Below are 25513 nucleotides of genomic sequence, written 5' to 3'. Positions count from 1 at the left end.
TCCCGCACTGCACAAACCACTTGGAATTGCGACGCTTTTGCGCATATCCTTGAAGAGGCGCAATCGTTACCGGCAGCTTACACAAGTGCGCCGGTGTCCTGGGAGGATGCTGATGGCCGCGAAAGACGAACCGATTATCATCAAGAAATATGCCAATCGCCGCCTCTACAACACCGGCACCAGCACTTATGTGACGCTCGAGGACCTTGCCGAAATGGTCAAGAAGGGCGAGGAGTTCACCGTCCAGGACGCCAAAACCGGCGACGACATCACGCATCCGGTGCTGACCCAGATCATCTTTGAACTGGAGAACAAGGATGGGCAGAACATGCTGCCAATTCCGTTCCTGCGCCAGTTGATCGCCTTTTACGGCGACCAGATGCAGATGATCGTGCCGAGCTTCCTCGAGCAGTCGATGATCGCCTTCGCAAAGGAACAGGAACGCTTCCGCGAGCAGATGAAGGGTGCGTTGGGCAAGTCGCCGCTGGACATGATGAAGATCGCCACGCCGATCAAGGCGCTGGAAGAGCAGACGCGCCGCAACATGGAGATGTTCCAGAATGCCATGCGCCTGTTCACGCCCTTCCCACCTGCAGGCTCGAATGGCTCTTCCGCAGCGTCGGCGGAGCCGGCCAGGAAAGAAACGTCGGATAAACCCGACGACCTTCAGGAGTTGAAGGAACAGATCGCCGCCATGCAGCGCAAGCTCGACACGATGTCCTGATCGCCGGCTGGACTAAACCCGGCCGAAATCTCCCATCAGCAGACCGTGTCAGAACATCTCTGCCACGCTATTTCGTCGTCACCGTCACCAGCGCGGTAACGGGTTTGCCGTCCACAAGAATGGGCTTGTGATGATCATCGGCAAGTAGGACGCCGATCACGTGCTTGCCGGCGGCATCCGGACAATGGCCGAAACGAGCCTTGATAAGATCGCCGCCAAAGTCGCTGTTCATGCTGTTGTACGGCTTGCCGGCGATATTGCAGGTATCTCCGGCGGGATCGATCTTCATATGCACGTGGCCGCATTGGCTGACGCCGTCGCATTCACCCGCTGGCAGCAGCGTGAAGTTGCTCCTGACCACGATTCCTATCGCCCTTTCGGGATCATTGCCGAGTTCTATGACCGAACCGGCCACCGGCCAGACGATTTCCAGAGTTGGCCGATCTTCGGCCTGGGCAGACCCGAGCGACAATAGGGAGAAAGCGAGGGCAGTCGTTGCGATGATGCGAAGCATGGTAACCTCCGTTGATGTTGTAATCACTGATTACATATGAATCGCTGGGGCGCAAGAAAATAATCGGTGATTACATTTCGGCCTCGTGCTACTGGAAGGGCATGACCAACACCACGGATTCCAGCGAAGCCGCCAATCCCAAGCGCTATCATCACGGCAATCTGGTCGAGGCCTTGATCGCGGCAACCGTGGAGATCATCGAGGAACGCGGAGCAGAGCATGTGTCTGTGCGCGAGGCCGCAAAGCGTGCCGGCGTTTCGCCCGGCGCGCCATTCCGCCATTTTCGGTCGAAATCAGCATTGCTGACCGCAGTCGCCGAACAGGCGATGAACCGGCTGACCGAGGCCGTTGCCAGTGCGCAGTCCAAAATCGACAGCGCAGATCCCATTGTGGCCTTCGAAGCAATCGGACAGGGCTATCTGGAATGGGCGATCAGCAATCCCACGCATTTCCAGATCATCAGTTCCCGAACGCTGATTGATTTCGACGCGTCGGATAGTCTTCGTGATCAGAATGAAGCCATTCGCCGGAAGATGATCGACCTGCTGATCCAAGCGCAGCAACAAGGTCGGCTCGCTCCGGACACCGACTTCGATCATCTGGTGCTTGCCGCGCGCGCATTTGTCTACGGATTGGCACGCATGGCAATCGATGGTCATTTCCCGGAGTGGCATCCGTCCGAGCCGCCATCCCTCGCCGTGCGGAGAGCTCTCCACCTTTTCATGAGCCGGATGACCAATTCCAAAACGCAACCTTACGAGCACCCCGAAGTGGCTTGCGGGGATCGCTGACACACTGTCTCACACAGCCTGTTCAGGCGCACAACTTCGGGTGAGAATGGCCTCTTCATGACAAAAATTTCATGTCATTGCGTGCATCACGCCGCTGTTCTTGCGCCACATGAGACATATATGCTGCACTGCAATATGTCTCCGTTAGCACCCCACTGAAGGATTTCGCCTTGCCCAGCAGAAAAACCGCCATCGTCACCGGTTCCACCTCGGGCATCGGGCTGGCCATCGCCCATGCGCTCGCAGCGGAAGGGTGCAACATCGTCGTCAATTCCTTTTCCGACACGGCCGACGACCAGGCCATCACCGATGCGATCGCCAAACATCACAAGGTGAAGACCGCGTACATCAAGGCAGACATGTCGAAGCCGGCCGAATGCCGAGCTTTGATCGTGAAAGCAGCCGAGACATTCGGCTCGGTCGACATCCTGGTCAACAATGCCGGCATCCAGCATGTCGCGCCGGTGGAAGAATTTCCGATCGAGAAGTGGGACGCGATCATTGCCATCAATTTGTCGTCGGCCTTCCACACCATCGCCGCCGCGATCCCGCTGATGAAGCAAGCCGGCGGCGGCAGGATCGTCAACATCGCCTCGGCCCACGGGCTGGTCGCCTCGCCGTTCAAGTCGGCCTATGTCTCGGCCAAGCACGGCATCATGGGGCTGACCAAGACCGTCGCCTTGGAACTGGCGCGCGACAAGATCACATGCAACGCCATCTGCCCCGGCTATGTGCTGACGCCGCTGGTCGAGGCGCAGATCCCCGACCAGATGAAGGCGAACAAGATGGACCGCGACACTGTGGTCCGCGAGGTCATGCTCGAAAAGCAGCCGACCAAGGCATTCGTCACGGTCGAGCAAGTTGCCGCTGCCGCGGTGTTCCTGTGTTCGGATGCAGCAGCGCAGATCAACGGCACGCATATTTCGGTCGACGGCGGCTGGACCGCCCAGTGAATTTGCTGCGCGAAACAAATCTGGCCGACAAATCAAGGGCAACGCCATGACGACAAACGGCAAGGTGGAGGAGCCCAAGAAGATCAACGTCGCGCTGCAGGGCGGCGGCTCGCACGGCGCCTTCTCCTGGGGGGTGCTCGACCAGCTGCTGGAGGACGGACGGCTCGACGTCGCGGCGGTTTCGGGCACCAGCGCCGGCGCGATGAACGCGGTGGCGCTGGCCGACGGCTTCGTCCGAGGCGGCGTCGAGGGGGCGCGGCAGAAGCTCGACGATTTCTGGCGCGCGGTGGCGCTGAAGGGCCGGTTCAGCCCGGTACAGCGCATGCCGTGGGACGTGGCCTGGGGCAACTGGTCGATCGAGAATACGCCGGGCTATCTCTTTTTCGATACCATGTCGCGGGTGTTTTCGCCTTATGTCGCCAACCCGCTCGGCCTCAACCCGCTGCGCGACGTGATCGAACAGGAGATCGATTTCGGCAATGTGCGCGCCTGCAAGTCGATTGAGCTGTTCATCTCCGCGACCAATGTCGAGACCGGGCAGTTGCGCGTCTTTTCCGATGGCGAGATCGACCTCGACACGGTGATGGCGTCGGCTTGCCTGCCGCAGCTGTTCCGCGCCGTCGAGATCAAGGGCGTGCCCTACTGGGATGGCGGCTATGGCGGCAATCCGGCGCTATTCCCGTTCTTCAAGACGGCTGCCACTGAGGACGTGCTGTTGGTGCAGATCAATCCGGTGGTCCGCGAGGGCACGCCGAAGAGCGCCAATGAAATCCAGAATCGCATCGACGAGATCACTTTCAATGCCGGGCTGCTGCGCGAATTCCGTTCGATCGCCTTCGTCAAGGAGCTGATCGCCGCCGGCCGGTTGCCGCATGGCGAATACCGCGACATCCGCATGCACCGCATCGATGCCGACGAGGCGTTCAAGGATTTGTCGGCATCGTCCAAGGTCAATGCCGAATGGGCGTTCCTGACCTATCTGCGCGACCTTGGCCGCACTGCCGCCAGCGATTGGCTGGAGGAGAATTACGACGCCGTCGGCAAACGGCCGACGCTTGATCTCTCAGGCGAGCTCGACGACGGCTTCAAGCCGATGCGTGGTCCGGCACCGGGCCGGCGGGTCAAGGAGTTCCTCGCGGCCCGCAACAAGCCCGAGGCAGCGCGTCGCCAAGCCTGAGGCGTTTTGGATTGTCAGCTTTTTTGCAAGGCCAGATCGATCACCTTGATCAGCGCGGCCGCCGCCTGCCGCTGCTCGTCCGGATCGCTGATACGCATCTTCATGCCATCCAGCCCGTCGAGCAGCATGTCGGCGAGCAGTTTTACCGACAAGCCCTTGGCGGTGAGGTCGACGCCATTGCGTTCGGCTTCGCTCTGGATCGCTGCGGCGATATGCTCGGCAAACCGGCCGCGCCAGCAGCCGATCAGATCGGCGAGGCTCGACTTCATGTCAAGGAGTTCGGCGCCATGCGGCGAGGCATTGACGGCCCGCGTCATCGAGATCAGTGCCTCGTCGATGGCCCGCATCGTGCGCTCGGCAAATGGTTCTTCGCCGGCGAGCGCCGTTTTCGCCTGCTCGAGCGAGCGGGAAAGCAGCATCAGCGCGATGGCGCGATAAATGTCGGTCTTATTCTTGAACTGGAGATAAAGCGCCGGCCGCGACATGTCGGCGGCACGCGCAATGTCGTCCATGGTAGTGCGAGCGAAACCATAGGCCAGAAACACCTTCATCGCGCTGTCCAGAATGCGGGCGCGCTTGGGGTTGGTGGCGATGTTCTCGATCTCGAGCATGGCGCGACTTTATCCTGCAAAAGCTCTGTTGACAAAATGACGTAATTTGTCAAGATGTATGCGGACGAAATGGCCGACCGGCCTTTCGCCTTGGGCTGCGGACGACAACAAAGGGTATCCCCATGCGCCTCACCGTCGATGGGCAGGCATTCGACATCAATGCCGATCCCGAAATGCCGCTGCTGTGGGCGCTGCGCGATCTCATGGGCAAGACCGGGCCGAAGTTCGGCTGCGGCATTGCCGCCTGCGGCGCCTGCACGGTGCATGTCGATGGCCAGCCGGTGCGCTCCTGTTCATTGCCGGTCGGTGAGGTCACCGGCACAGTCACCACGATCGAAGGCATCGGCACCGAAGGCAGACTGCATCCGGTACAGCAGGCATGGCTGGAAGTGCAGGTCGCCCAATGCGGCTACTGCCAGGCCGGCCAGATCATGAGCGCGGTGGCGCTGCTCAACGAGGTTGCCGAGCCGACCGGGGCCGACATCGACCACGCCATGGGCGGCAATCTCTGCCGCTGCGGCACCTATCCGAAGATCCGCGCGGCGATCAAACGAGCGGCCGTCCTCAAGACGGCGGGGATCTGACCATGGCCGGTGTCGGAAAGATCGCCCGCCGCACGTTTCTCATCGGCGCGGCTGCCATCGCGGGCGGTGTCGCCGTGGGCTACTATTACTACCGCAAATCCTATCCGAATCCGCTGGAGGGCGATCTCGCCGCTGACGAAGCGACCTTCAACCCCTATGTGAAGATCGGCGCCGACAACACGATCACCATCATCGCGCCGCGTGCCGAGATGGGCCAAGGCATTTCGACGACGCTTGCCGCCATGGTTGCCGAAGAGCTCGATGTCGACCTCGGACAGGTCAAGGTCGAGCACGGCCCGGCCTCCTACGCCTATTACAATGCGGCGATCCTGGAAGAGGGCGGTCCGTTCGCCTTCTTCGACGAAAGCATGACGGCGGAAATAGTGCGCGCCGGCATGGGCGTGGCCGGAAAATTTCTCGCCCTCCAGGGCACCGGCGGCTCGGCCTCGACGCGCGACGGTTTCGACAAGATGCGGCAAGCCGGCGCCGCCGCGCGGCAGATGCTGATTGCAGCAGCCGCGCAAAAGCTCGGTATAGCTGCTGCCGATCTGGAAACGGCCAATGGCTCGATCCTGCACAAGGCGTCGGGCAAGTCGATGACGTATGGCGCGGTCGCCGCGACCGCTGCGATAATGGCGCCGCCTGCTGATATCAGGCTCAAGGACAAAGCCGACTGGAAACTGCTCGGCAAACCGCAAAAACGCATCGACATGCTGGCCAAGGTGACCGGGGCGCCGATCTTCGGCATCGACGTGACGCTGCCGGACCTGCTGTACGGCACGGTCAAGATGAGCCCGCGTTTCTGGGCCAAGCCGGTCAAGGCCGATTTCTCCAAGGCCGAGAAAATGCCTGGCGTGATTAAAATCGTGCCGATCGACACGAATTACGGCCACGGCTTCGGCATCATCGCCGAAAACACCTGGACGGCGTTCAAGGCGGCGGAGGCGATCGACACCGAATGGGCCGGTCCCGAATATCCGCTGGATAGCGCCGGCATTTCAGAGGCGCTGAAGCGGGCACTCGGCACAAAAGGGTCGGTGATGCGCGACGATGGCGACGTGAATACCGCCTTCGCCGACGCGCCGCGCGAAAAGATCGTCGAGGCCGACTACGCGGTGCCTTATCTGGCACATTCGACGATGGAGCCGATGAACGCCACGGCGCGGTTGAAGGATGGCGTCCTCGACATCTGGTGCGGCAACCAAGCGCCGACCTTGGTGCGGCAGCTTTGCGCCAATGCTGTCGGCATCGAGCAGGACAATGTCAACGTCCACACCACCTTCATGGGCGGCGGCTTCGGCCGACGTGTCGAGGTGGATTATGCGCTCTGTGCCGCACTGATGGCGAAAGAAACGGCAGGCCGGCCGATCAAGGTGATCTGGACGCGCGAGGAGGACATGCGCCACGACGCCTACCGGCCGGCTTCTGTCGGCAAATTCCAGGCGCGGCTTGGCAACGACGGCATGCCGATTGCCGTCGACATGACAATCGCCTCGCCATCGCTGATAGCCAGCACCTTGCGCCGGCTGTTTCCTTCGATATCGCCGCTCGGGCCCGACAAGTCCATCGTCGACGGAGCCCATAACCAGCCCTATACGATCCCGAATTACCGGGTGACCGGCGTCGCCGCACCCGTCTCGATCCCCGTCGGCTCCTGGCGATCGGTCGGCAGTTCGATCAACGGTTTCTTCCATGAAGGATTTCTGGACGAGATCGCAGTCGCCGGGAAAACCGACCCGGTCGATCTGCGCAAGAAGCTGATGGCTGCCTATCCGGCAGCGGTGAAGGTGATCGAGAAGGTCGCCGAAATGGCGAAATGGGGAGAAGAGCTGCCCGCCGGCAAGGCCAAGGGCATCGCGTTCACGCTGTCTTTCAGCAGTTGGGTCGGCGAGATCGTCCAGGTCGCCGACACGCCGTCCGGAATCCGCATTGAGAAGGTATGGATCGCCGCCGATGTCGGCACCGCACTCGATCCTGATATCATCGAGGCGCAGCTCATCTCCGCCGCCGTCTATGGCTTGTCGGCGGCGATGGGTCAGGAGATTACGTTCGCCGACGGCATGGTCGACCAGTCGAATTTTCACGACTACGATGCGATGCGCATCTTCCAGTGCCCGGCGTTCGAAGTCGCTATCCTGGAGAATTTTCACAAGATGGGCGGCGTCGGCGAAGTCGGCACGCCGCCGGCGGCACCGGCACTCGCCAACGCCGTCTTCGCGCTGACAGGCAAGCGCATCCGGACACTGCCCTTGTCGAAGGAGGTGACCTTTGCATGAAATATTTCCATCATGCTGACAGCTGCTGCCATGCCGTTTCGATAGCGCCTCCCCAGCGGCAGAGGAAAGCCTAAGGCACGGCAACGATGACGGTTGATGCAGCCAAGGGTTCGTCCGAGGGTCGCGGTCTAGGTTGCTTTCGCATCCGCGCTGCGCCGACCGCCATGTGCCAGACGGAACGGCTGCGCTGATCCGGCGCGCCTCATGGCGGCGGGCGCATCCTGCCCAGCGAAGTATTACCCATCAACTTTTCTGACTATATTGCGGTGCAACTTTGATGTAGAAGCTCATTCGCCGATCACGGCAAGTTGAACACGGCCTTGCGCGCACCCATATCGGCGACGCGCCCGAGTTAGAAGACGCGGCCTGGCCGAACCCCGCGCACTGGAAAAACGACGATGCCGAAATACAGGTTTCACAAGCTTGCAGCCATTGTTGTGCTTGTCGGGTTCGCTGCATGGATGGTGACGGGCGAGTTCTCGTCCGTCGGCAGCGCGGCCGCCGACAACGAGCTCAACGCGGGGGAGGTCGAGCAGCCAAAGGCGGCTGACGCCAGCAAGGCCAAGCCCAGTGAGGCAGGACAGCCCAAGGCGCCCCTGCGCACCGTCGCGACCATAACTCCGCCCAGGCGTACCTATGCGCGCGCCATACGCATTTCCGGACTGACCGAAGCCGATAAGCGCGCGGTCCTGGCGACGCGCGTCGCCGGCGTCATCGACAAGCTTCCGGTCAAACAGGGACAGCGCGTCAAGACCGGCGACCTCGTGCTGATGTTGGCAGCCGAGGAAAAGCTTTCGGCGGTCAGCAACGCCAAGCAGCTTCTGGTTCAGCGTCAGGCCGAACTCGATGCGGCGTTGCGGTTGGCGAAAACCGGCAATCTGCCCAAGCTGCAGCTCGATACGGCGCGCTCGAATTTGACCTCGGCGCAGGCTCTGCTGGAGACGGCGCAAGCCGAGCTTGACCGGAACGAAGTGAAGGCGCCCTTCGACGGCGTCATCGACCGAGTGCCGGTGGAGCTTGGCAGTTCCGTGATGCAGGGCGGCGAAGTGGCGACCATTCTGAGCCTTGATCCGGTGATCGCCCGTGGCGAGGTCAGCGAACGCGATCTCGGCTATCTGAAGATCGGCGACAAGGCGAATGTCCGGTTGGTCAGCGGCCAGAATGTCGAGGGCACCGTGCGCTATATCAGCCGCGACGCCTCGTCCGCCACCCGCACCTTCCGCGTCGAGATCGCAATCCCCAACCCCGAGGGCACTATTCCGGCCGGGATGACCGCCGAGATCGCGCTGAGCGCGCAGCCGACCGACGCCGTCATTCTGCCGCGCTCCGTGGTGACGCTGGGCGACAAGGGCGACCTCGGCATTCGCGCCGTCGACAAGGACGACAAGGTCGTGTTCTTCCCGATCGACCTGGTCGACGACACGCCAACCGGCCTAGTGCTCGGCGGCATCCCCGCCGATGCGCGCATCATCGTCGCCGGCCAGGAACTGGTGAAGGAAGGCGAAGTGGTCAAGCCGGTCGAGGCCGACCGGGCGACCATCCAAAAGCTGTTGGGCGAAGCGACGGCCGGGACGCAGTAATCATGGATATCGTAAAACTCGCAATCAACAACGCCCGGCTGACCATTTCGGTCCTGGTCTTCCTCATCCTTGCGGGTGCGGTCGCCTATCAGTCGACACCGAAGGAAGCGGAACCCGACGTTCCGATTCCCATGATGTATGTCAGCCTGATCTATCAGGGCATCTCGCCTGAGGATTCGGAACGCCTTCTGCTGCGGCCGATGGAAGCCAAGCTGAAAAGCCTCAAAGGTCTCAAGGAGATGCGTTCGGCCGCCTTCCAGGGCGGCGGTTACGTGCTGGTCGAATTCCACCCGCAGACGGATCTGGCGACGGCGTTGCAGGACACGCGCAGCAAGGTCCAGGATGGCAAGGCCGACCTGCCGCAGGCTGCCGAGGAGCCTGTAGTCTCCGAAGTCAACGTCTCCGAGTTCCCCGTCCTTGTCGTGACCCTGTCGGGCGAAGTGCCCGAGCGCATGCTGACGGCGGCGGCGCGCGAGTTGCGCGACCGCATCGAGGAAGTGCCTGGCGTGCTGGAGGGCTCGCTGCAGGGCGCCCGCGACGATCTCGTCGAAGTCGTCATCGATCCGATGAAACTGTCTTCCTACGGGCTGCAGCTCGAGCAACTGATCGGTGCTGTCGGTGATTCCAACAGTCTTGTCGCCGCCGGCAACATCGAAGGATCCGAGGGCAAATACGCGGTCAAGGTGCCGTCGCTGATCGAGACGCCGGAGGACGTGGCGGCGCTTCCGATCGTCGCCGGCCCCAATGCCGTGGTGCAGGCCAAGGATATCGCCACCGTCCGCTCCACCTTCAAGGACGCCGAGACGGTGACCCGTCTCGACGGCAAGCCGGCGATCGCCATCGAGGTGAAGAAGCGCATCGGCTCCAACCTGATCGACACGATCGCCCAGGTGAGGGCCGTGTCCGATGCCTTCATAAAAACCATGCCGGAAGGTATGCACGTCACCTACACGCAGGACAAATCGGTCTTCGTCAACCAGTTGCTCGGCGATCTGCAGAATCACGTCATGATCGCCGTGATCCTGGTGTTCATCGTCATTCTCTACGCGCTCTCGGGCCGTGCATCGCTGCTGATCGGACTGGCCATCCCATCGTCCTTCCTGATCGGCATTCTGCTGTTGGCCATGATGGGCTACACGATCAACATGATCGTGCTGTTCAGCCTCATCCTGGCGGTCGGCATGCTCGTCGACGACGCCATCATCGTCACCGAATTCGCCGAGCGGCGGATGAGCGAAGGCATGCCTAAGGCAGAGGCCTTCGCACTTGCCGCCAAGCGCATGGCCGGACCGGTTATCGCCGCGACGATGACGCGCATCGCCGCCTTCTCGCCGCTGCTGTTCTGGCCGGGTATCATCGGCGATTTCATGAAATACATGCCGATCACGCTGATCGTCACGCTTTCGGCCTCGATGCTCTATGCGCTGGTCTTTGCGCCGGCGCTCGGCGCCCTGTTCGCCAAGGCACCGCCACATCACGAGAATGACAACCGCGACGGCTGGTACATGGCCGTGGTCAAGCAGGCGGTTCGCTTTCCCATCACCGTACTTCTGCTCACCGTCGGCCTTTTGTTCGGTGTCGGCTTTGCCTATTCGAAATACGGCGCCGGCGTCGAGTTCTTCCCGAATGTCGAGCCTGACTACGGCCTGCTCTATGTGCACGCCCGCGGCAACCTTTCGCTCGCCGAAATGGATGCCGCCACGAAGACCGCCGAGAACCGGCTTCTTGGCTGGCCAGGCGTGAAATCGGTCTATACCCGTGTCGGCAAGACCCAAGGCGGCGGCCAGGACATTCCTGAAGACGTGGTCGGCGTGATCCAGTACGAGTTCGTCGACTGGCGCGAGCGCAAATCGGCGAACGCGATCCTGGACGAACTGCGCGGCGTCATGGCCGGCATTCCCGGCGTCGACGTCGAGGTTCGCGTGCCCGAGGCCGGCCCGCCCACCGGCAAGCCGATCCAGATCAGGCTTTCGGCCGTCGACCCGAAAGGTCTCGACGACAAGGCGCGCGCCGTCGCCGCGCGCATTGCCAAGGTGCCCGGCGTCATCGACATTTCCGACGGCCTGCCGCCGCCCGGCGTCGACTGGGCGCTCGACGTCGATCGCGCCAAGGCGGCGCAATACGGCATCAGCCCGACCTCGGTCGGAACGGTTGTGCAACTGGTGACGAACGGGCTGAAGCTCAGTGAATACCGGCCAGCCGGTGCTGACGACGCCGTCGACATCAGGCTGCGGCTGCCCGAGGACCGGCGCACGCTGTCGACACTCGATGACCTCAGGGTGCAGACTTCGCAAGGTTCGGTGCCGATCTCGAATTTCGTCGTGCGCAAGCCCGAGCCGACCGTCGGTATCCTCAACCGCATCGACGGCGCGCGCACCGTGGTTGTCCAGGCCAATGTCGCCGCCGGCGAGCAAGTCGCTTCTGTCCAGCAGCAGGTCAGCCGGGCGGTCGCCGATATGGATCTCGGCAGCGGCATACGCTGGAAGCTCGCCGGCTCGAACGAGGACAGCGCCGAGGCCAGCGCCTTTCTCAGCAAGGCCTTCGGTGCCGCGATCTTCCTGATCTTCCTGGTGCTTCTGATGCAGTTCAACAAGTTCACCAGCGTCTGGCTGGTGCTGTCCTGCGTGGTTATGGCGACGGTCGGGGTGTTCCTCGGATTGCTTTTGACAGGAGAGGCGTTCGGCATCGTCATGTCGGGCATCGGCGTCATCGCGCTCGCCGGCGTGGTGGTGAACAACAACATCGTGCTGATCGACACTTATGACCGGCTGCGCGAAGAGGGCTGGGACAAGATGGACGCGGTGCTGCAGACCTGCCGTGAGCGTGCCCGGCCGGTCGTGCTGACGGCGGTGTCGGCGATCCTCGGCGTGCTGCCGATCGCTTTCGGCCTCGGTCTCGAAATCTTCCATCACGAGACGACGATCAACGCGCCGTCGACGCAATGGTGGATATCGCTGTCGTCGGCGATCGTCTTCGGCCTGTCCTTCGCCACCTTGCTGACGCTGGTGGTGACACCGTCGATGCTGATGGTGTTCACGCGCAGTAAGAACAGCCGCTTCTATGCATTCTTCCGTCGGGTGTTCCGGCGCGGCAAGACAGTCGGTGCGACTGTCGAGACGCCCGCAAGACCGGGCTCGCTTGACGAGCCGGCGATCGCCTTCCCGAAGGCCGCCGAATAGGCCAACTTTGCTTGGAGTGCCGAGCGTATTCTGATCGCGCAAAGAAAAGGCCGCCGGGAACAACCCAGCGGCCTTTTGCATTGTCTGTCATGCGACACCTCAAAGCGGGGAATTTCTCATGACGCTCAGCACCATTCTCGTCATCATTCTGATCCTCATTCTGATCGGCGCGGTGCCGGCATGGCCTCATTCGCGTTCCTGGGGTTATGGTCCCTCCGGCATCGTCGGCGTCATCCTGATCGTGCTGCTGGTGTTGCTGCTGATGGGCAGGATTTGACCCGGAAGTTGGTGCGCTCGACAACGTACAGCGCTGCGCGCCTTCTGAGGGCGCAGCGCTGTAGCATTTGATTTTCGCTTGGTCCTTTCCGAGCCTTCGGTTCGGATCATCCGCTGGGTAGTGACCACTTTCCGTTTTCAGGCAGCTTTCGAAACGCCGTCAATCGTGGCGACACTGAGATCATCGAGAGCGCCTGCCACCGCCTTATGCAAGGGCGTATGCGGGATCGTGCCGATGATGCCTTCCAGCCTTGCCGAGACCAGCCGGTGCGGTTCGAAGCGCAGATAGGACATCGAGACGATCTCGCGCCACATTGCCACGAACGGGCTGCCAGCGCGCAGCACCCACCACGGCATCGACGTCGGTTTCAGCGTGCGCCCGAGCGCTTTTTCCGCGGCCGCCTTGATCTCGAGATCGGTAACGGCGTGGCCGGGAAAGTTCAGCGCTTCGTAGGAGCCGAGCTTGTCGAGATTCTCGGCTAGCCCGACGAACGCCTTGGCCAAGTCCGGAAGGTAGGCCCATTCATGCACGAGATCGACCGGCCCGGGAGCGGTATAGACGCCCTTGTCCATCTTGGCGGCGACGATCAGATCGAACCACGCTCCGCTGCCGGTGCCGCCGAAGAAATCGCCGGCCCGCAGCAGAATGGTGCGCACTCGACCCGCTTCGGCCTCGCGGCGAAAGAGGTCTTCCATGGCGACGCGGATGCGGCCCTTTTCGGTCGTCGGGTGGAACGGCGTGTCTTCGGTGATGACCTCCGGCATCGGCGAGCCGTAATTGTAAACGTTGCCCGGAGCGAGGTGCAATGCGTCGTTCGCCCGGCACGCGGCCATGACATTCTCGGCCATCGGCAGGCACTTGCCCCAGTCGGTGTAGATCGGGTTGAGGCCGTCGAAGATGATGTCGACGCCTTCGGTGGCGCGGATAAGCGCTTCGCGATCGAGCCCGTCGCCGGCGACGGCAATGGCGCCTGTGAGTTCTGCCGCGATCTTACCGCTGCGGGTGATGGCGCGGACTTCATAGCCAGCGTCGATGAAGGCCTTGGCCACCACGCGGCCGAGCCGGCCATTGGCACCCAGAATTGCGATCTTAGTCATTTTTCGTCTCCGTGTTTGCGTTACAGTCACAATATGATCCGTCCGAAAACGAATAGAAATTGACTGAATTTTGCGACGTGATATTCAGTTTTGAATGGAAGTCGACTGGAACCTGATCAAGAGTTTCGTCACAGTGGCGGAAGCCGGCAGCCTGTCCGCTGCCGCGCGCAAGCTGGCTGCAAGCCAGCCGACGCTCGGCCGCCATATCGCCGAGCTGGAGCAGGCGCTCGGCGTCACCCTGTTCCGGCGCGGGCGGCGCGGCTATGCGCTGACGGAAGCCGGCAGCACGCTCTACGAACGCGGCCGGGCAGTGAGCGAGCAGGCAAGCGCCTTTTCGCTATTGGCGCTGGGATCGGTCGAGGCGATCGAAGGCACGGTACGCATTGCCGCCAGCGAGGTGGTGGCTGCCTATGTCCTGCCCGAGATGACGGCTCGGCTGGGCGCCGAGGAACCCGGCATCGAGGTCGAGATCGTCGCGTCGAACCAGGTCGAGAATCTCTTGCGCCGCGATGCAGACATTGCCATCCGCATGGTGAAGCCGGCGCAGAACGAGTTGGTGGCGCGTAAAGTGGCAGACATTCCGCTCCGCGCCTGCGCGGCAAAATCCTATCTCGACCGGCGTGGCCGTCCGCGCGAACCCGGCGATCTTGCCGGCCACGATCTGATCGGCTTCGACCGCAGCGATGAGATCGTTCGCGGCTTTGCCCAGTTTGGTGTCCCGCTCACCCGCAATGCCTTCCGCTTCAGGACCGACAACCAAATCGTGCTTTGGGAGGCGGTGCGGGCGGGAAACGGCATCGGCTTCGGCCAGGAGCCGCTGGCCAATCGCGATCCGCTGGTGGAGACATTGCTGCCGGCCCTCGCGCTGCCGACGCTGCCGGTATGGCTGGCCATGCACCGGGACGTGCGCACCAGCGTGCGCATCCGCCGTGTCGCGGATTTCCTCTTTGAGGAGTTGAAACGCTATTCGGCTGGTGCTGGGTCGGGCGCGAATTCGGCGCGGTGAGCGAGCCCGGCCATCAAAAATACGACGACCAGCAGTCCCGACAAAGCCACGAAGATCGGACCGAAGCTTGAATGCTCGGCGATGAAGCCGATTGCCGACGGCGCCACCAGAATGCCGGAATAGCCCATGGTGGTGACGACGCTCATGCCGGTGCCGGACGTCATGCCTTCCTGGTTGCCGCCGGCCGAAAACAGGATCGGCACCATATTGGCGATGCCGAAGCCGCAAAAGGCAAAGGCTGAGATGGCGAGCCAGGGCGAGGGCGCCAGCCCGGCCACCAGCATGCCGGCGGCGGCGACAAGCGCCGAGACGCGCAGCGTCGTCACGGCACCGAAACGGTTGCGGACTCCGTCGCCAGCGAAGCGCATGACGGCCATGACGCCGGAAAAAGCGGCGTAGGCCAAACCCGCTATGGCAAGGTCGGTGCCGAGTTCCTGTTGCAGGTAAAGCGCCGCCCAGTCGAGCACCGCACCCTCGGAGATCATCGTCAGCAGCGCCATCAGTCCGACCAGATAGACCAGCGGATTTCCAGGCAGCGCGAATTTGTGATGGTTGGTCACCTGAGGCTTATCCTCGGCGATCAGGTAGCGGACTGCCACTGCAATCACTGCGAAAGCGAGAGCCGTCACGACCATCGCATGGGCGAGATGACCGTAGCTCTGGATGGCGAAGCCGCCGAGAGCGCCGCCGGCGAAACCGCCAAGGCTCCAGAAGCCGTGCGAGGACGACATGATGGCGCGGGACAACCGCCGTTCCACCACGACCGCATTGGCGTTCATAGCGACATCCATGCCGCCGATCGAACCGCCGAAGATGAACATGGCTATGGCCGCCAGCGGTACGTTGGGGGCAAGCGCCACAACCAGCAGGCCGAAGCTGCCGATGAGACCGAACCAGCGCAGCACGGTGCGCGAACCATGCCTGGAGATCAGGTGGCCGCACCAAGTCATGGCTGTGACCGCGCCGGCGCCGAACAGCAAGATCAGCAGGCCAAGCGTAAATTTGCTGATATCCAGCCGGGTCAGGACCACCGGGATCTGCGGCGCCCAAGCGCCGGTCAGAAAACCATTGGCGAGGAAGATGGCCGCCACGGCCCATCGTCCACGAATGGCGGTCTGCATGATTTTTAGCGTGTCCATCGTGTAGAATCCGGTGCCACAATAGCTTCGCGCGGCAAATTAGATCGATTCAATCCTCGGTCAAGCGCTCGTTCTTGAAAGTGCTTGGGCCAAAGCGACTCGCTTGAACTCGAGGTTGATGAGAGCCGATCGGTTAGTGATCCCTGGGGCCTCTTGCCTCGAACTCCGCCTTCTTGGCATCGGAGGCATCAGTCTGGTTGAGCGCCTGCCATTCGGCATAGGGCATGCCGTAGATGATCTCGCGCGATTGGTCCTTGCTGAGATCGACGCCCTCGGCCTCCGCGGCGTCGCGATACCAGTTGGAGAGACAGTTGCGGCAGAAGCCGGCGAGGTTCATCAGGTCGATGTTCTGCACGTCCGTGCGTTCGCGCAGATGCGCGACCAGCCGGCGGAAGGCGGCGGCTTCGAAATCGCGTTTTTGCGCGTCGCTGAGTTCCGTCATCGAAACCTCCTTACAGCGGCCCGGTGCGCGAGCCGAATCGTTTGACGTGATGTATATCGGGACGGCGGTTGATCGCGTCAACGATCGGCGCCAGCCGTTCGGCCCAGGCGACCGCATCCTTCCGACCGGCGATCAGGTCCTGACGGATTTCGATCAGCGCATGGGCAAAGCCGTTGACTATGGCATGCCTGAACATGGTGTCGCCGCGCAATGCGCCGTCATAGGGCTCGTTGTCGCCAACGATAAGGCTTTTGTCCTCGGCAAGCATTTCGATCAGCGGTTGCGCCACCCGGTCGTCGCGATCCCACAAGACACCAACATGCCAAGGGCGCACGAATCCCTGCATGAATGGGGTGAAGGAATGTACCGAAAAGATGAAGGGCGCGCTTGCGGAAGCCTGTGCCAACGAGGCGATCATAGCGCCGACCGCATCGTGATAGGGCCGATAGAAGCGGTCGAGCCGCCTTTCACGTTCTTTCAAGGCAAGTGGATAATTTCCCGAAATGACGGTGCCGTCATAGAGTTGGCGGATCAGCGTCGGATCGTCCTCGCCGCGATTGGGATCGATCAGAAGTCGCGAAAAATTGGCGAGTACCGCCGGCACGCCGAGCAAAGCTGCCAGTTCGCGCGTCACCGTCTCGACACCGATGTCGTAGGCGATATGGCGATCGAATTCCGCCGCCGGCAAGCCGAGGCTGCCATACTCTTCCGGCAAGTCGCGACGGGCGTGATCGGCCAAAAGCACGATGCCTCGCTTGCGGTCGCCCTCGACGATGTCGAAAGGCGCGAAAACTGTGGATCGGGTCATCGGCGGGAAATGGTCTGTTCGCTGGCTTCCGGGGAGGATGGTATCGTCATTCCACGAAGGGGATGATTACGCAATGCCGTCGTTTGGCCACGGTTTCTGCGGAAATCTGGCGGAAGGCAAAAGATCGTGCGCCGAAGCCTTTCTAAATCGATTGGAATTGAGCAAAAGGGCGCGTTGACATGCGCCCGGACTTTTCCGAAAAGGGGCGTTGAGAGATGCGAATGTGGTTCTTGAGGGATTTCAGGATGGATTCCGCCGGCAGGCCGCGCGTGCGCTATGCCTTCGCCATGCCGCTCCTCACCCTTGCTGTGGGCCTCGCCGCCATGGTTGCGGCCTCGCCGGCGCGCGCCGACTTCCGTGTCTGCAACGCCACGCAGAACCTGGTCGGCGTCGGCATCGGCTATCGCGCCAAAGCCGGCTGGATCACCGAAGGTTGGTGGCACATCGAGGGATCGAGCTGCAAGACGCTGATCGAAGGGCCGCTGTCATCAAGATTTTACTATCTTTATGCAGAAGACGCCGAGCGCGGCGGGCGCTGGGATGGCCCGATCAACATGTGCGTGGCCGAAAAAGAGTTCAAGATCGCCGGCGTTACCGATTGCGTTGCCCGGGGCTTCCAGCGCGCCGGATTCCAGGAATATGACACGGGCGAGCAGGCAAGCTGGATGGTCCAGTTGACCGATGACCCCACAACGGGGGGCGTTCCAGCCGCCCCGGGAACAAACAGTCAATGAGACGCAGCCGCAAGGTCAAGATACTCGCCACTATCGGTCCGGCCTCCTCCTCCGAGGACATGCTGAAGAAGCTCTTCAAAGCCGGCGCCGACGTCTTTCGCATCAATATGAGCCACACCGATCATGAATTGATGCGCACACTTGTCGGTCGCATCCGCACCGTCGAGAAAGCGGTCGGCCGGCCGATCGGCATTCTCGCCGATCTGCAGGGGCCCAAGCTGCGGGTCGGCAAGTTTGCCAACGGCAAAGAGACGCTGACACTCGGCCAGACCTTCACGCTCGACGACAATCCCGAGCCCGGCAATTCGACCAGGGTCTATCTGCCCCACCCGGAAATCCTGAGATCGGTCGAGGCCGGTCACCGCCTTTTGATCGACGACGGCAAGCTCGAGCTGAAGGCGGTGAAGAGCGACGGCAAGGCGATCGTCTGCATCGTCGTCGCCGGCACCAGCATCTCCGACAAGAAGGGCGTCAGCCTGCCCGACACCGACCTGCCGGTCGGCGCGCTGACCGAAAAGGACCGCAGGGATCTCGATGCGGTGCTGGCCACCGGCGTCGACTGGGTGGCGCTGTCATTCGTCCAGCGTCCGGAGGATTTGGCGGAAGCGCGCAAGATCGCGCGCGGCCGGGCGCTCATCATGGCCAAGATCGAAAAGCCTCAGGCCGTCGCCCGGCTGCCCGAGATCATCGAACTTTCGGATGCCTTGATGGTTGCCCGCGGCGATCTCGGCGTCGAAATGCCGCTCGAAGCCGTGCCCGGCATCCAGAAGCAGATCACCCGCGCCGCGCGCCGCGCCGGCAAGCCGGTGGTGATCGCCACGCAGATGCTGGAATCGATGATCACCGCGCCGGTGCCAACCCGCGCCGAGGTGTCGGACGTCTCGATCGCCGTGTTCGAAGGCGCCGACGCCATCATGCTCTCGGCCGAGTCCGCGGCCGGCGCCTACCCGGTGGAGGCAGTGGCGATGATGAACCGCATCGCCAGCAAGGTCGAAACCGACCCGACCTATGCCGGCATCATCAATGCGCAGCGCTCGGAGCCGGAAGCGACCGGCGCCGACGCCATCTCGCTCGCCGCCCGCGAAATCGCCGAGACGCTGAAACTGTCGGCGATCATCAGCTATACGGCGTCGGGCACGACCGGCCTGCGCGCTGCGCGCGAGCGGCCGCAGGTGCCGATCGTCGCGCTGTCGCCGATCGTCAACACGGCGCGGCGGCTCTCGCTTCTGTGGGGCACGCATTGCGTGGTCTCGCCCGACGCCATTGACCTCGACGACATGGTCGACCGCGCCTGCCGCATCGCTTTGGACGAGGGGTTCGGCAAGCCGGGCGATCGGGTCATCATCACGGCCGGCGTGCCGCTGAGGACGCCTGGCTCCACCAACATGCTGCGCATCGCCTATGTCGGGTCGGACGTGCAGGCCAGAGGCTAATGCAAGTCGCCCAAAATGCGCAGCGATCTTGGGATGAAAACAAACATCCAAAGCGCGTCGCATGAATCTCTTCAAACGCGACGGGCTTTAAGCCGCTCACCGGCGAATTCACCAAGCTGACGCCTTGCCTCTATGAGACCATGAGCGCAGCGACGTTCTGGCCGCGACCGAATCAAGTCCGCGAGGCGACGGCGAGTACGATCGAGATTATCAGCAAGAGCGGCCCCATCCATTTGAAATGGCTGGGAAGGCGTGCCAACCAGGCCCGTTGTCCAGCCTGGGGTTGGTTTGGCATCTGGAGAAACCCGTAGCCGATGCCCGACATCCATAGGCCGACGCAAAACATTATAAATTCGTCGATATAAGCTGCAATCATGATGCCTAACAACCCCAATCCTGGACAGGAAACCACACGTCGCGCTCACCGACAAGCAGTGCCGAGATAGGTGAAGCGACGAGATTGCTGATTTCACTGACCGGACGGTGCGCGGCTTGAATATGTCGGCAGCCAGCATCATCAGCTTCAGGCCTGACTTAGGGATCATCTCCGCGGTTTGCATCAGACTGCACCCGGTTTGAAGCAGATCGTAGGTCCCATCGTACTTGAGCTTGAAGTCAGTTGAGGTAGTCTCTTCGAGGAAAAGAGGAGGTGATCCAATGTGGATTCGCACCGATCTTCTGAAGCTCCTGGGGATTGAGCACCCGATTGTCCAAGCGCCGATGAGCAGCATCGCCACGCCGGACCTCGCGGCGGCAGTCAGCAATGCCGGGGCGCTTGGCTCGCTCGGATGTGGCATTCTGCCAGGGGCCGCTATTCGGGAGCAACTCACGGCGACACAGCGCGCTACCAATCGTCCGATTAATGTAAACTTCTTTGCGCACCCGTTGCCAGCCCATGATGATGAGGCGGCTCAACACATGCGCGATCGCCTTCACGGCTACTACGACGAGGTCGGCATCGGGCCCGTGCCCCAGCCGGGCGAGCCCTTTCCCACTTTCGATCAAGAGCGCCTCGACATTGTGCTCGAACTACGCCCAAAGGTGGTCAGCTTCCACTTTGGCCTGCCCGACGCCAAAATTGTGCAGCAGCTGAAAGAGGCCGGCTGTGCTCTCTTGTGCTCGGCTACCACCGTCTCAGAAGCGCAGCAGCTTGAGGCTGCGGGGGTGGACGCTATCATCGCTCAGGGATACGAGGCGGGTGGCCATCGCGGCACATTCACCGGTGACCTTGCTATCGGCACAGTCGGCACGATGGCGCTGGTGCCGCAGATCGTTGATGCCGTGCGCGTGCCTGTAATTGCAGCCGGCGGCATCTTCGACGGTCGCGGTATTGCTGCCAGCTTTGCACTCGGTGCCTCCGGTGTGCAGATCGGCACGGCATTCCTGGCGTGCCCCGAGGCCAATGTGCAGCCAGTCTATCGTGCGTCGTTGCGCTCGGCCACTGACGAGAGCACGGCGGTGACCCGCAGCTTCACTGGCCGCCCGGCGCGCGTCGTGCGCAACCGGTTTGTGATGGAGATGGCTGGCGAGGAAGATGCAGCACTGGCGTTTCCGTTGCAGGCGAGCCTGGTCTTGCCGCTTTCAATGGCAGCGGATGAAAGCAGGCGGGCTGATTTCTTGCCCATTTGGGCCGGGCAGGGCGTTGCGAAGTCGCGGGAGCTGCCGGCGGCTGCCCTTGTGGAAAAACTCGTCGCGGAAGCTGGTTCATATCGGCACTGACAATGCCACCTGCGGAGCGACATCGGTAGCAGGAAACCGGGTATACGCCCTTGAACTGGGCTGACGCGACGGTCTCACCAGACTTTCAGTCTAGACTAGCGGAATCAAATACCTTCGCCGGCAAGTTCTTCCGAAAGCGTGCCGACCTGATCCTGCGCGCTGCGCATCATCGGGTAGATACTGAGCACGCGCTGCCACGCTTCCAGCGCCGACTGCTTGTGGCCGGTTACGGCCATGATCTGCGCCAGGCCGGACAGTGCGCCAAAATGGCGCGGCTCGAGCTGCAGCGTGCGGTCGATGTCCGACATCGATTTCCCAAAATTATGCATCATGAAATGTGCGGTGGCGCGCCGGTTCCAGCCTTCAGCGAAGGCCGGTTGCAAAGTCACCACCTGGTCAAGGAAGTCGAGTGCCACGTCGAACTTCTTGTCTTCGATCGCCGTTTGCGACCATTGCATCATCAGGTCGATCGAGGCGCTGCCGGATTGCGACCACTCGTGCGAGATGCGCGCGGCGATGCGCTCGGCGGCCTTCTCATTGCGCTCGCGCTTCAGGTCGACAAACAGCTGGTCGAGCCTTGCCTCCCTGGCCGTGGCAACAGGAGGGGCCGCCGCATCGTCCGCTTGAGCCGGAAGCGAGGCGGAACCGAAAAGAAAAAGCGCCGCGAAGAATGCAAAGAGAATCCGCATGACCGGAATCTAACCCCGGACAGCAGATCGTCAAACTGAATTTAGCGTGAAAGGGCCGGCAGGCCGGCAAATCATGCAAGCGCGGAGGCAGGCGCCCCCACGCGAAAAGACTCAGCCCTGGCGCGCCTTGTAGCGCGGAGCGGTCTTGTTGATGATGTACACGCGGCCCTTGCGGCGAACCAGCTGGTTGTCGCGGTGACGCGCCTTGAGCGCCTTGAGCGAATTCTTGATCTTCATGGTCTTGCCCGTCGGTCTGGGCCCGCTTGGGCCGAATTATTAAGGCGCGCTCGGAAAGCGCGCCTCTCAACTTGTGCGTGGCTCATAAACGAGGAGTCTTGCCCGTGTCAACCAGACATGTGGGTTTCTGCCCTATCGAAGGCATTAGAGCGACGCCGTCCAATAGCGTCAACGGTGACGGCTCATTCGCGTAAAATGGCCCATCTTGCGCCCGGGGCGCGCTTCGGCCTTGCCGTAGAGATGCAGCATCAGATCAGGCTCGGCGAGCAGGGCTGGGACGCGCAGGACATCGTCGCCGATCAGGTTCTCCATGACGCAGTCGAAATGGCGGCCGGGATTTCCCAGCGGCAGGCCGGCGACGGCGCGAATGTGCTGCTCGAACTGCGAGACGATGCAGGCGGCTTCCGTCCAGTGGCCGGAATTGTGGACGCGCGGCGCGATCTCATTGGCCAGCAGCGCGCCGTCGGTAAGGACGAAGAACTCGATGCCGATGACACCGACATAATCGAGCGCGGCAAGTATTTTTGCCGCCGCCGCCTGCGCTGCAGCGGCGGTTTCGGACCCTATCCTGGCCGGCAGGGTCGAGCGGTGCAGGATGCCGTCACGGTGGACGTTTTCTGCCGGATCGTAGGCGGCGAGCGAACCATCCATGCCGCGCGCCGCGATCACCGAAAACTCCCGCTCGAAGTCGACGAAGGATTCGAGGATCAACGGCACGTTGCCCATCGCCTCGCAGGTGCCGGCAAAGCCGCCCGTTTCCATGTTGCGGAACACGCGCTGGCCCTTGCCGTCATAGCCCATGCGCCGCGTCTTCAATATGCCGCTGCCGTCGAACTTTTTCAGCGCCGCCGTCAACTCGTCGTCATTGTCGACGGGACAGAAATCTGCCGTGGGAATGCCGATGCCGTTGAGGAATTTCTTCTCCGCCACCCGGTCCTGCGCCACTTCCAGCGCGCTTGCCGGCGGATAGACCGGGACTGTGACGGCAAGCGCGCTGGCGGCCATGACCGGCACGTTCTCGAACTCATAGGTGACGACGGCGCTGACTGCCGCCAGTTCGGCGAGCGCAGCCGTGTCGTCATACGCGGCGGCAATCTGCCGGTTGGCGACCTGTGCCGCCGGGCAATCCGGCTGCGGCTCCAGCACGACCGTGCGGTAGCCGAGGCGGGCGGCGGCCATGGCCAGCATGCGGCCGAGCTGGCCGCCGCCGATGATGCCGATGGTCGATCCGGCAGGCAGGCTCATGGCGTGTCCGTGGGCTCTGCGGCGACCTTGGCGGTCTGGGCGGCGCGCCAAGCATCGAGCCGGGCGGCGAGCTTTTCGTCGGTCAGCGCCAGCACGGCCGCGGCCAGAAGGGCGGCATTTGTGGCGCCCGCCTTGCCGATGGCCAGCGTGCCGACCGGGATGCCGGCCGGCATCTGCACGATAGAGAGCAGCGAGTCCTGTCCGGAAAGCGCCTTCGATTCTACCGGCACGCCAAAAACGGGAAGCGGCGTCATCGCCGCCGTCATGCCCGGCAGGTGCGCCGCACCGCCGGCGCCGGCGATGATCACCCGAAAACCGGCGGCCTTGGCGCCCTTGGCGAAGTCATAGAGCCGGTCGGGAGTGCGATGAGCCGAAACGATCAGCCGCTTGTGCGGGATGCCCAGTGCCTCCAGCGTTTCGGCGGCGTGGCGCATCGTCGCCCAGTCGGACTGGCTGCCCATGATGATGGCGACGTCGGCGCGGTGATCGTCCAAGCTTCTGCTCCCGGCGGCAAAGGCGCGCATTAGCGGACTTCGGGATCGACGGCAAGCATGCGATGCCTTTGCGCAGCATTTGGGCGCATGGCGCCATCGTTCCCTAATCCGGCCAGCGCAAGGCGCCGGCGCTATCCTTGCGAGCCGACTTCATGGCATCCGCAGGACGGTCACTTGCGCTCAACACTGCCCGCAGGCGCTCGGCGACGATCTCCGCCTCGCCAGGATGAAGGTTGCAAGGATCGAGGAAGAAGTGACCGCGCTCGACCTCGTGGTTGCGTACGATAACGGGAGGCGAACCTGCCGCCAGCGCCGAGGCAAGGCCAGCGGCGGTGAACCTGCTTTCGGGCTTAACAAACACCTGCAGGCGGTCGAGCGGATTGCCGGTCGGATCGGGAATGACATGCGCGGCGATACCGGGCAGCCCTTGCAATGCGTCTCTCCACAGATGCAAAGCCACTTCTTCCCGCTTGCGGATGCCGGCATGGTCGCGCCGCTCCCAGGCCTCCAGGGCGGCCATGGTGCCGGCGATGCTTTCCTTGCCGATTTTCATCGCCCGCGCAACGCCACGATTCTGCAGATAGGCGGCCCGCACCAGATCCTTGCGCCCGGTGACGATGCCGCTTGTCGGTCCGCTGAGGAATTTGTGCCCGCTATAGACGACGATGTCGGCGCCGCGTGCGAGAAAGCCGCGCAAATCGTATTCGGAGGCGGCGTCAACGATCACCGGGACGCCCCTGGCATGGCAGATTTCACAGAACTCCTCGAGCGAAAGCATGCCGTATTGCACGGTGTGATGCGCAACGACATAGAGGCCTGCCGCGGTACGGTCGTGGATCGCCTCGCGCACATGATAGTCCTGCGTCACGCTGACCGTGCCGGCCGGTACGGCCCTGGCCCCGGCAAGCCGGATCGACTGGTCGATCGGCGCGCCGTAATTGACGATGTGGCCGAGCTGGACGATGACCTCGGACTTGAGGCCCTCCGTATCGTCGGGCAGCCGCTCGATCGCGAGAAGGTTGGTGCCGGTCATCGTGCCGGCAATCGCCATGGTGATGCCGCTGGCGCAGCAGGCCGTGACGAAGCCGGCCTCGCCTCCGGTGAGGCGCGCGACGACCGTGCTTGCGGCGCGTTGCAGGTCATCCATCTCCACCCACTGCGACGCGATCTCCGACATCGCGGCGATCGCTTCCGGGACGATGATCGAGGCGCCGAGCGCTGTCATCGTGCCGGAAACGTTGATGATCGGGCGGAGGCCGAGCCGTTCGCGAATTGTCGTGTTGGAGCCGTTTGCCGAATAGGTTTTCATTTTTGCGGATCCCATTTGGTAGACATCAGGCGGCGATCTCGACCACCGCCTCGATTTCGACAGTGATGTTGCCCGGCAATGAGCCGACACCGATCGCCGAGCGGGCGTGCCCGCCGATATTATCAAAGACAGCGGCGAAAAGATCGGAGCAGCCGTTGACCACTTTCGGATGGTCACTGAAGGTCGGGATCGCGTTAACGAAGCCAAGCAGCTTGACGACGCGCACGATGCGGCCGAGGTCGCCTGCCGCGGCGTGCATGACGGCGAGCAGGTTCAGGCCGGTGAGACGGGCATGCTTATAGGCCTCTTCAACAGTGACGTCCTCGCCCACCTTGCCGGTGCAAAGCGTGCCGTCGACGCGCAACGGCCCCTGGCCGGAGAGGAAGATCAGCCGTCCGCTTTCGGCGTGTGTGACGAAGTTGGCGATCGGCGCCGGCGGCTCGGGCAGCGTCAGGCCCAATTCGGCGAGCCGGATGTAAGGCGTCATGAAAAAGG

The 25513-nt window shown here is 62.5% G+C and carries 25 protein-coding genes; 13 read left to right on the top strand and 12 right to left on the bottom strand.

The features are described 5' to 3' along the window. Positions 1 to 112 precede the first annotated feature (112 nt). Positions 113 to 724 (top strand): polyhydroxyalkanoate synthesis repressor PhaR, encoded by a 612-nt coding sequence (gene phaR / locus ACWTU7_RS11775; RefSeq protein WP_455838584.1) that lies wholly within the window; start codon positions 113 to 115, stop codon positions 722 to 724. Between the two features lie 67 nt (positions 725 to 791). Here the strand turns inward: phaR and ACWTU7_RS11770 are convergent, their stop codons facing one another. Further along, complete coding sequence (locus ACWTU7_RS11770; protein WP_455838585.1) at positions 792 to 1238, bottom strand: hypothetical protein; 447 nt, start codon at positions 1236 to 1238, stop codon at positions 792 to 794. A gap of 101 nt (positions 1239 to 1339) precedes the next feature. Here ACWTU7_RS11770 and ACWTU7_RS11765 point away from each other — a divergent pair, with 101 nt between their 5' ends. The 3 genes from ACWTU7_RS11765 to ACWTU7_RS11755 all read left to right on the top strand — a co-directional run bounded on the left by ACWTU7_RS11765 (position 1340) and on the right by ACWTU7_RS11755 (position 4159). Further along, positions 1340 to 2029 (top strand): TetR/AcrR family transcriptional regulator, encoded by a 690-nt coding sequence (locus ACWTU7_RS11765; RefSeq protein WP_455838586.1) that lies wholly within the window; start codon positions 1340 to 1342, stop codon positions 2027 to 2029. A gap of 170 nt (positions 2030 to 2199) precedes the next feature. Next, complete coding sequence (locus tag ACWTU7_RS11760; protein WP_455838587.1) at positions 2200 to 2982, top strand: 3-hydroxybutyrate dehydrogenase; 783 nt, start codon at positions 2200 to 2202, stop codon at positions 2980 to 2982. A 46-nt stretch (positions 2983 to 3028) separates the two neighbouring features. Then, the gene (locus tag ACWTU7_RS11755; RefSeq protein WP_455838588.1) at positions 3029 to 4159 is read left to right on the top strand and encodes a patatin-like phospholipase family protein; all 1131 of its coding nucleotides are present in this window, start codon (positions 3029 to 3031) and stop codon (positions 4157 to 4159) included. A gap of 14 nt (positions 4160 to 4173) precedes the next feature. On the opposite strand, the gene ACWTU7_RS11750 is transcribed toward ACWTU7_RS11755, so the two are convergent. Then, complete coding sequence (locus ACWTU7_RS11750) at positions 4174 to 4770, bottom strand: TetR/AcrR family transcriptional regulator (RefSeq protein ID WP_455838589.1); 597 nt, start codon at positions 4768 to 4770, stop codon at positions 4174 to 4176. 122 nt (positions 4771 to 4892) lie between these two features. Between ACWTU7_RS11750 and ACWTU7_RS11745 the strand changes: the two genes are divergently transcribed. From ACWTU7_RS11745 to ACWTU7_RS11725, 5 genes are all read left to right on the top strand, one after another. Then, complete coding sequence (locus ACWTU7_RS11745; RefSeq protein WP_455838590.1) at positions 4893 to 5354, top strand: (2Fe-2S)-binding protein; 462 nt, start codon at positions 4893 to 4895, stop codon at positions 5352 to 5354. 2 nt (positions 5355 to 5356) lie between these two features. Next, entirely contained in the window at positions 5357 to 7630 is a 2274-nt protein-coding gene (locus ACWTU7_RS11740; RefSeq protein WP_455838591.1) for a molybdopterin cofactor-binding domain-containing protein, read from the top strand. Positions 7631 to 8028: 398 nt separating this feature from the next. Further along, positions 8029 to 9210 carry an efflux RND transporter periplasmic adaptor subunit gene (locus ACWTU7_RS11735; RefSeq protein WP_455838592.1) on the top strand — a complete coding sequence of 394 codons (1182 nt, stop codon included), beginning with the start codon at positions 8029 to 8031 and terminating at the stop codon, positions 9208 to 9210. 2 nt (positions 9211 to 9212) lie between these two features. Continuing rightward, positions 9213 to 12389: an efflux RND transporter permease subunit gene (locus ACWTU7_RS11730; protein ID WP_455838593.1), complete on the top strand. Its 3177-nt coding sequence runs from the start codon at positions 9213 to 9215 to the stop codon at positions 12387 to 12389. A 118-nt stretch (positions 12390 to 12507) separates the two neighbouring features. After that, a complete protein-coding gene (locus ACWTU7_RS11725) occupies positions 12508 to 12666 on the top strand; it encodes a DUF3309 family protein (RefSeq protein WP_036267059.1) in 159 nt (52 codons plus the stop codon). 137 nt (positions 12667 to 12803) lie between these two features. Here the strand turns inward: ACWTU7_RS11725 and ACWTU7_RS11720 are convergent, their stop codons facing one another. Beyond that, positions 12804 to 13763, bottom strand: a complete 960-nt coding sequence (locus ACWTU7_RS11720; RefSeq protein ID WP_455838594.1) for an SDR family oxidoreductase — start codon at positions 13761 to 13763, stop codon at positions 12804 to 12806. Between the two features lie 94 nt (positions 13764 to 13857). Between ACWTU7_RS11720 and ACWTU7_RS11715 the strand changes: the two genes are divergently transcribed. Then, positions 13858 to 14769, top strand: coding sequence for a LysR family transcriptional regulator (locus tag ACWTU7_RS11715; protein WP_455838595.1), 912 nt, complete (start codon positions 13858 to 13860; stop codon positions 14767 to 14769). Here the strand turns inward: ACWTU7_RS11715 and ACWTU7_RS11710 are convergent. From ACWTU7_RS11710 to ACWTU7_RS11700, 3 genes are all read right to left on the bottom strand, one after another. Further along, positions 14727 to 15908: an MFS transporter gene (locus tag ACWTU7_RS11710; protein ID WP_455838596.1), complete on the bottom strand. Its 1182-nt coding sequence runs from the start codon at positions 15906 to 15908 to the stop codon at positions 14727 to 14729. The two genes, ACWTU7_RS11715 and ACWTU7_RS11710, sit on opposite strands and share 43 nt — an antisense overlap. Positions 15909 to 16041: 133 nt before the next feature. Further along, positions 16042 to 16350: a DUF1244 domain-containing protein gene (locus ACWTU7_RS11705; protein ID WP_065011291.1), complete on the bottom strand. Its 309-nt coding sequence runs from the start codon at positions 16348 to 16350 to the stop codon at positions 16042 to 16044. A gap of 10 nt (positions 16351 to 16360) precedes the next feature. Then, on the bottom strand, positions 16361 to 17158 hold the full coding sequence (locus tag ACWTU7_RS11700) for an N-formylglutamate amidohydrolase (RefSeq protein ID WP_455838597.1): 798 nt from the start codon (positions 17156 to 17158) through the stop codon (positions 16361 to 16363). A gap of 287 nt (positions 17159 to 17445) precedes the next feature. Here ACWTU7_RS11700 and ACWTU7_RS11695 point away from each other — a divergent pair, with 287 nt between their 5' ends. The 3 genes from ACWTU7_RS11695 (at position 17446) to ACWTU7_RS11685 (ending at position 21044) form a co-directional block, all read left to right on the top strand. Continuing rightward, positions 17446 to 17892 carry a DUF1036 domain-containing protein gene (locus ACWTU7_RS11695; protein WP_455838710.1) on the top strand — a complete coding sequence of 149 codons (447 nt, stop codon included), beginning with the start codon at positions 17446 to 17448 and terminating at the stop codon, positions 17890 to 17892. Then, the gene (gene pyk, locus ACWTU7_RS11690; protein WP_455838598.1) at positions 17889 to 19325 is read left to right on the top strand and encodes a pyruvate kinase; all 1437 of its coding nucleotides are present in this window, start codon (positions 17889 to 17891) and stop codon (positions 19323 to 19325) included. Before ACWTU7_RS11695 ends, pyk begins: the two co-directional genes overlap by 4 nt. A 657-nt stretch (positions 19326 to 19982) precedes the next feature. Further along, on the top strand, positions 19983 to 21044 hold the full coding sequence (locus ACWTU7_RS11685; protein ID WP_455838599.1) for an NAD(P)H-dependent flavin oxidoreductase: 1062 nt from the start codon (positions 19983 to 19985) through the stop codon (positions 21042 to 21044). Positions 21045 to 21148: 104 nt separating this feature from the next. Here ACWTU7_RS11685 and ACWTU7_RS11680 read toward each other — a convergent pair whose 3' ends face one another. The 6 genes from ACWTU7_RS11680 to ACWTU7_RS11655 all read right to left on the bottom strand — a co-directional run bounded on the left by ACWTU7_RS11680 (position 21149) and on the right by ACWTU7_RS11655 (position 25505). Beyond that, positions 21149 to 21733, bottom strand: a complete 585-nt coding sequence (locus tag ACWTU7_RS11680; RefSeq protein WP_455838600.1) for a tetratricopeptide repeat protein — start codon at positions 21731 to 21733, stop codon at positions 21149 to 21151. A gap of 111 nt (positions 21734 to 21844) precedes the next feature. Then, positions 21845 to 21970, bottom strand: coding sequence for a type B 50S ribosomal protein L36 (gene ykgO / locus ACWTU7_RS11675; RefSeq protein WP_006327841.1), 126 nt, complete (start codon positions 21968 to 21970; stop codon positions 21845 to 21847). A 168-nt stretch (positions 21971 to 22138) separates the two neighbouring features. Beyond that, positions 22139 to 23215 (bottom strand): 5-(carboxyamino)imidazole ribonucleotide synthase, encoded by a 1077-nt coding sequence (locus ACWTU7_RS11670; RefSeq protein ID WP_455838601.1) that lies wholly within the window; start codon positions 23213 to 23215, stop codon positions 22139 to 22141. Further along, a complete protein-coding gene (gene purE / locus ACWTU7_RS11665) occupies positions 23212 to 23709 on the bottom strand; it encodes a 5-(carboxyamino)imidazole ribonucleotide mutase (RefSeq protein WP_065011353.1) in 498 nt (165 codons plus the stop codon). Before purE ends, ACWTU7_RS11670 begins: the two co-directional genes overlap by 4 nt. A gap of 103 nt (positions 23710 to 23812) precedes the next feature. Then, positions 23813 to 25018 (bottom strand): aminotransferase class V-fold PLP-dependent enzyme, encoded by a 1206-nt coding sequence (locus ACWTU7_RS11660; protein ID WP_455838602.1) that lies wholly within the window; start codon positions 25016 to 25018, stop codon positions 23813 to 23815. A 25-nt stretch (positions 25019 to 25043) separates the two neighbouring features. Next, positions 25044 to 25505: a RidA family protein gene (locus ACWTU7_RS11655; RefSeq protein WP_455838603.1), complete on the bottom strand. Its 462-nt coding sequence runs from the start codon at positions 25503 to 25505 to the stop codon at positions 25044 to 25046. Between the last annotated feature and the right edge of the window lie 8 nt (positions 25506 to 25513).

The sequence above is a fragment of the Mesorhizobium sp. BHscii genome, from assembly GCF_053848065.1.
This window is presented reverse-complemented; position numbering and strand designations above follow the sequence as displayed.

Bases quoted from the DNA above. Each gene is read 5' to 3' on its own strand.
- phaR (WP_455838584.1), top strand. From the start codon at position 113: ATGGCCGCGAAAGACGAACCGATTATCATCAAGAAATATGCCAATCGC.
- ACWTU7_RS11770 (WP_455838585.1), bottom strand. From the start codon at position 1,238: ATGCTTCGCATCATCGCAACGACTGCCCTCGCTTTCTCCCTATTGTCG.
- ACWTU7_RS11765 (WP_455838586.1), top strand. From the start codon at position 1,340: ATGACCAACACCACGGATTCCAGCGAAGCCGCCAATCCCAAGCGCTAT.
- ACWTU7_RS11755 (WP_455838588.1), top strand. From the start codon at position 3,029: ATGACGACAAACGGCAAGGTGGAGGAGCCCAAGAAGATCAACGTCGCG.
- ACWTU7_RS11750 (WP_455838589.1), bottom strand. From the start codon at position 4,770: ATGCTCGAGATCGAGAACATCGCCACCAACCCCAAGCGCGCCCGCATT.
- ACWTU7_RS11745 (WP_455838590.1), top strand. From the start codon at position 4,893: ATGCGCCTCACCGTCGATGGGCAGGCATTCGACATCAATGCCGATCCC.
- ACWTU7_RS11740 (WP_455838591.1), top strand. From the start codon at position 5,357: ATGGCCGGTGTCGGAAAGATCGCCCGCCGCACGTTTCTCATCGGCGCG.
- ACWTU7_RS11735 (WP_455838592.1), top strand. From the start codon at position 8,029: ATGCCGAAATACAGGTTTCACAAGCTTGCAGCCATTGTTGTGCTTGTC.
- ACWTU7_RS11730 (WP_455838593.1), top strand. From the start codon at position 9,213: ATGGATATCGTAAAACTCGCAATCAACAACGCCCGGCTGACCATTTCG.
- ACWTU7_RS11725 (WP_036267059.1), top strand. From the start codon at position 12,508: ATGACGCTCAGCACCATTCTCGTCATCATTCTGATCCTCATTCTGATC.
- ACWTU7_RS11720 (WP_455838594.1), bottom strand. From the start codon at position 13,763: ATGACTAAGATCGCAATTCTGGGTGCCAATGGCCGGCTCGGCCGCGTG.
- ACWTU7_RS11715 (WP_455838595.1), top strand. From the start codon at position 13,858: ATGGAAGTCGACTGGAACCTGATCAAGAGTTTCGTCACAGTGGCGGAA.
- ACWTU7_RS11710 (WP_455838596.1), bottom strand. From the start codon at position 15,908: ATGGACACGCTAAAAATCATGCAGACCGCCATTCGTGGACGATGGGCC.
- ACWTU7_RS11705 (WP_065011291.1), bottom strand. From the start codon at position 16,350: ATGACGGAACTCAGCGACGCGCAAAAACGCGATTTCGAAGCCGCCGCC.
- ACWTU7_RS11700 (WP_455838597.1), bottom strand. From the start codon at position 17,158: ATGACCCGATCCACAGTTTTCGCGCCTTTCGACATCGTCGAGGGCGAC.
- ACWTU7_RS11695 (WP_455838710.1), top strand. From the start codon at position 17,446: ATGCCGCTCCTCACCCTTGCTGTGGGCCTCGCCGCCATGGTTGCGGCC.
- pyk (WP_455838598.1), top strand. From the start codon at position 17,889: ATGAGACGCAGCCGCAAGGTCAAGATACTCGCCACTATCGGTCCGGCC.
- ACWTU7_RS11685 (WP_455838599.1), top strand. From the start codon at position 19,983: ATGTGGATTCGCACCGATCTTCTGAAGCTCCTGGGGATTGAGCACCCG.
- ACWTU7_RS11680 (WP_455838600.1), bottom strand. From the start codon at position 21,733: ATGCGGATTCTCTTTGCATTCTTCGCGGCGCTTTTTCTTTTCGGTTCC.
- ykgO (WP_006327841.1), bottom strand. From the start codon at position 21,970: ATGAAGATCAAGAATTCGCTCAAGGCGCTCAAGGCGCGTCACCGCGAC.
- ACWTU7_RS11670 (WP_455838601.1), bottom strand. From the start codon at position 23,215: ATGAGCCTGCCTGCCGGATCGACCATCGGCATCATCGGCGGCGGCCAG.
- ACWTU7_RS11660 (WP_455838602.1), bottom strand. From the start codon at position 25,018: ATGAAAACCTATTCGGCAAACGGCTCCAACACGACAATTCGCGAACGG.
- ACWTU7_RS11655 (WP_455838603.1), bottom strand. From the start codon at position 25,505: ATGACGCCTTACATCCGGCTCGCCGAATTGGGCCTGACGCTGCCCGAG.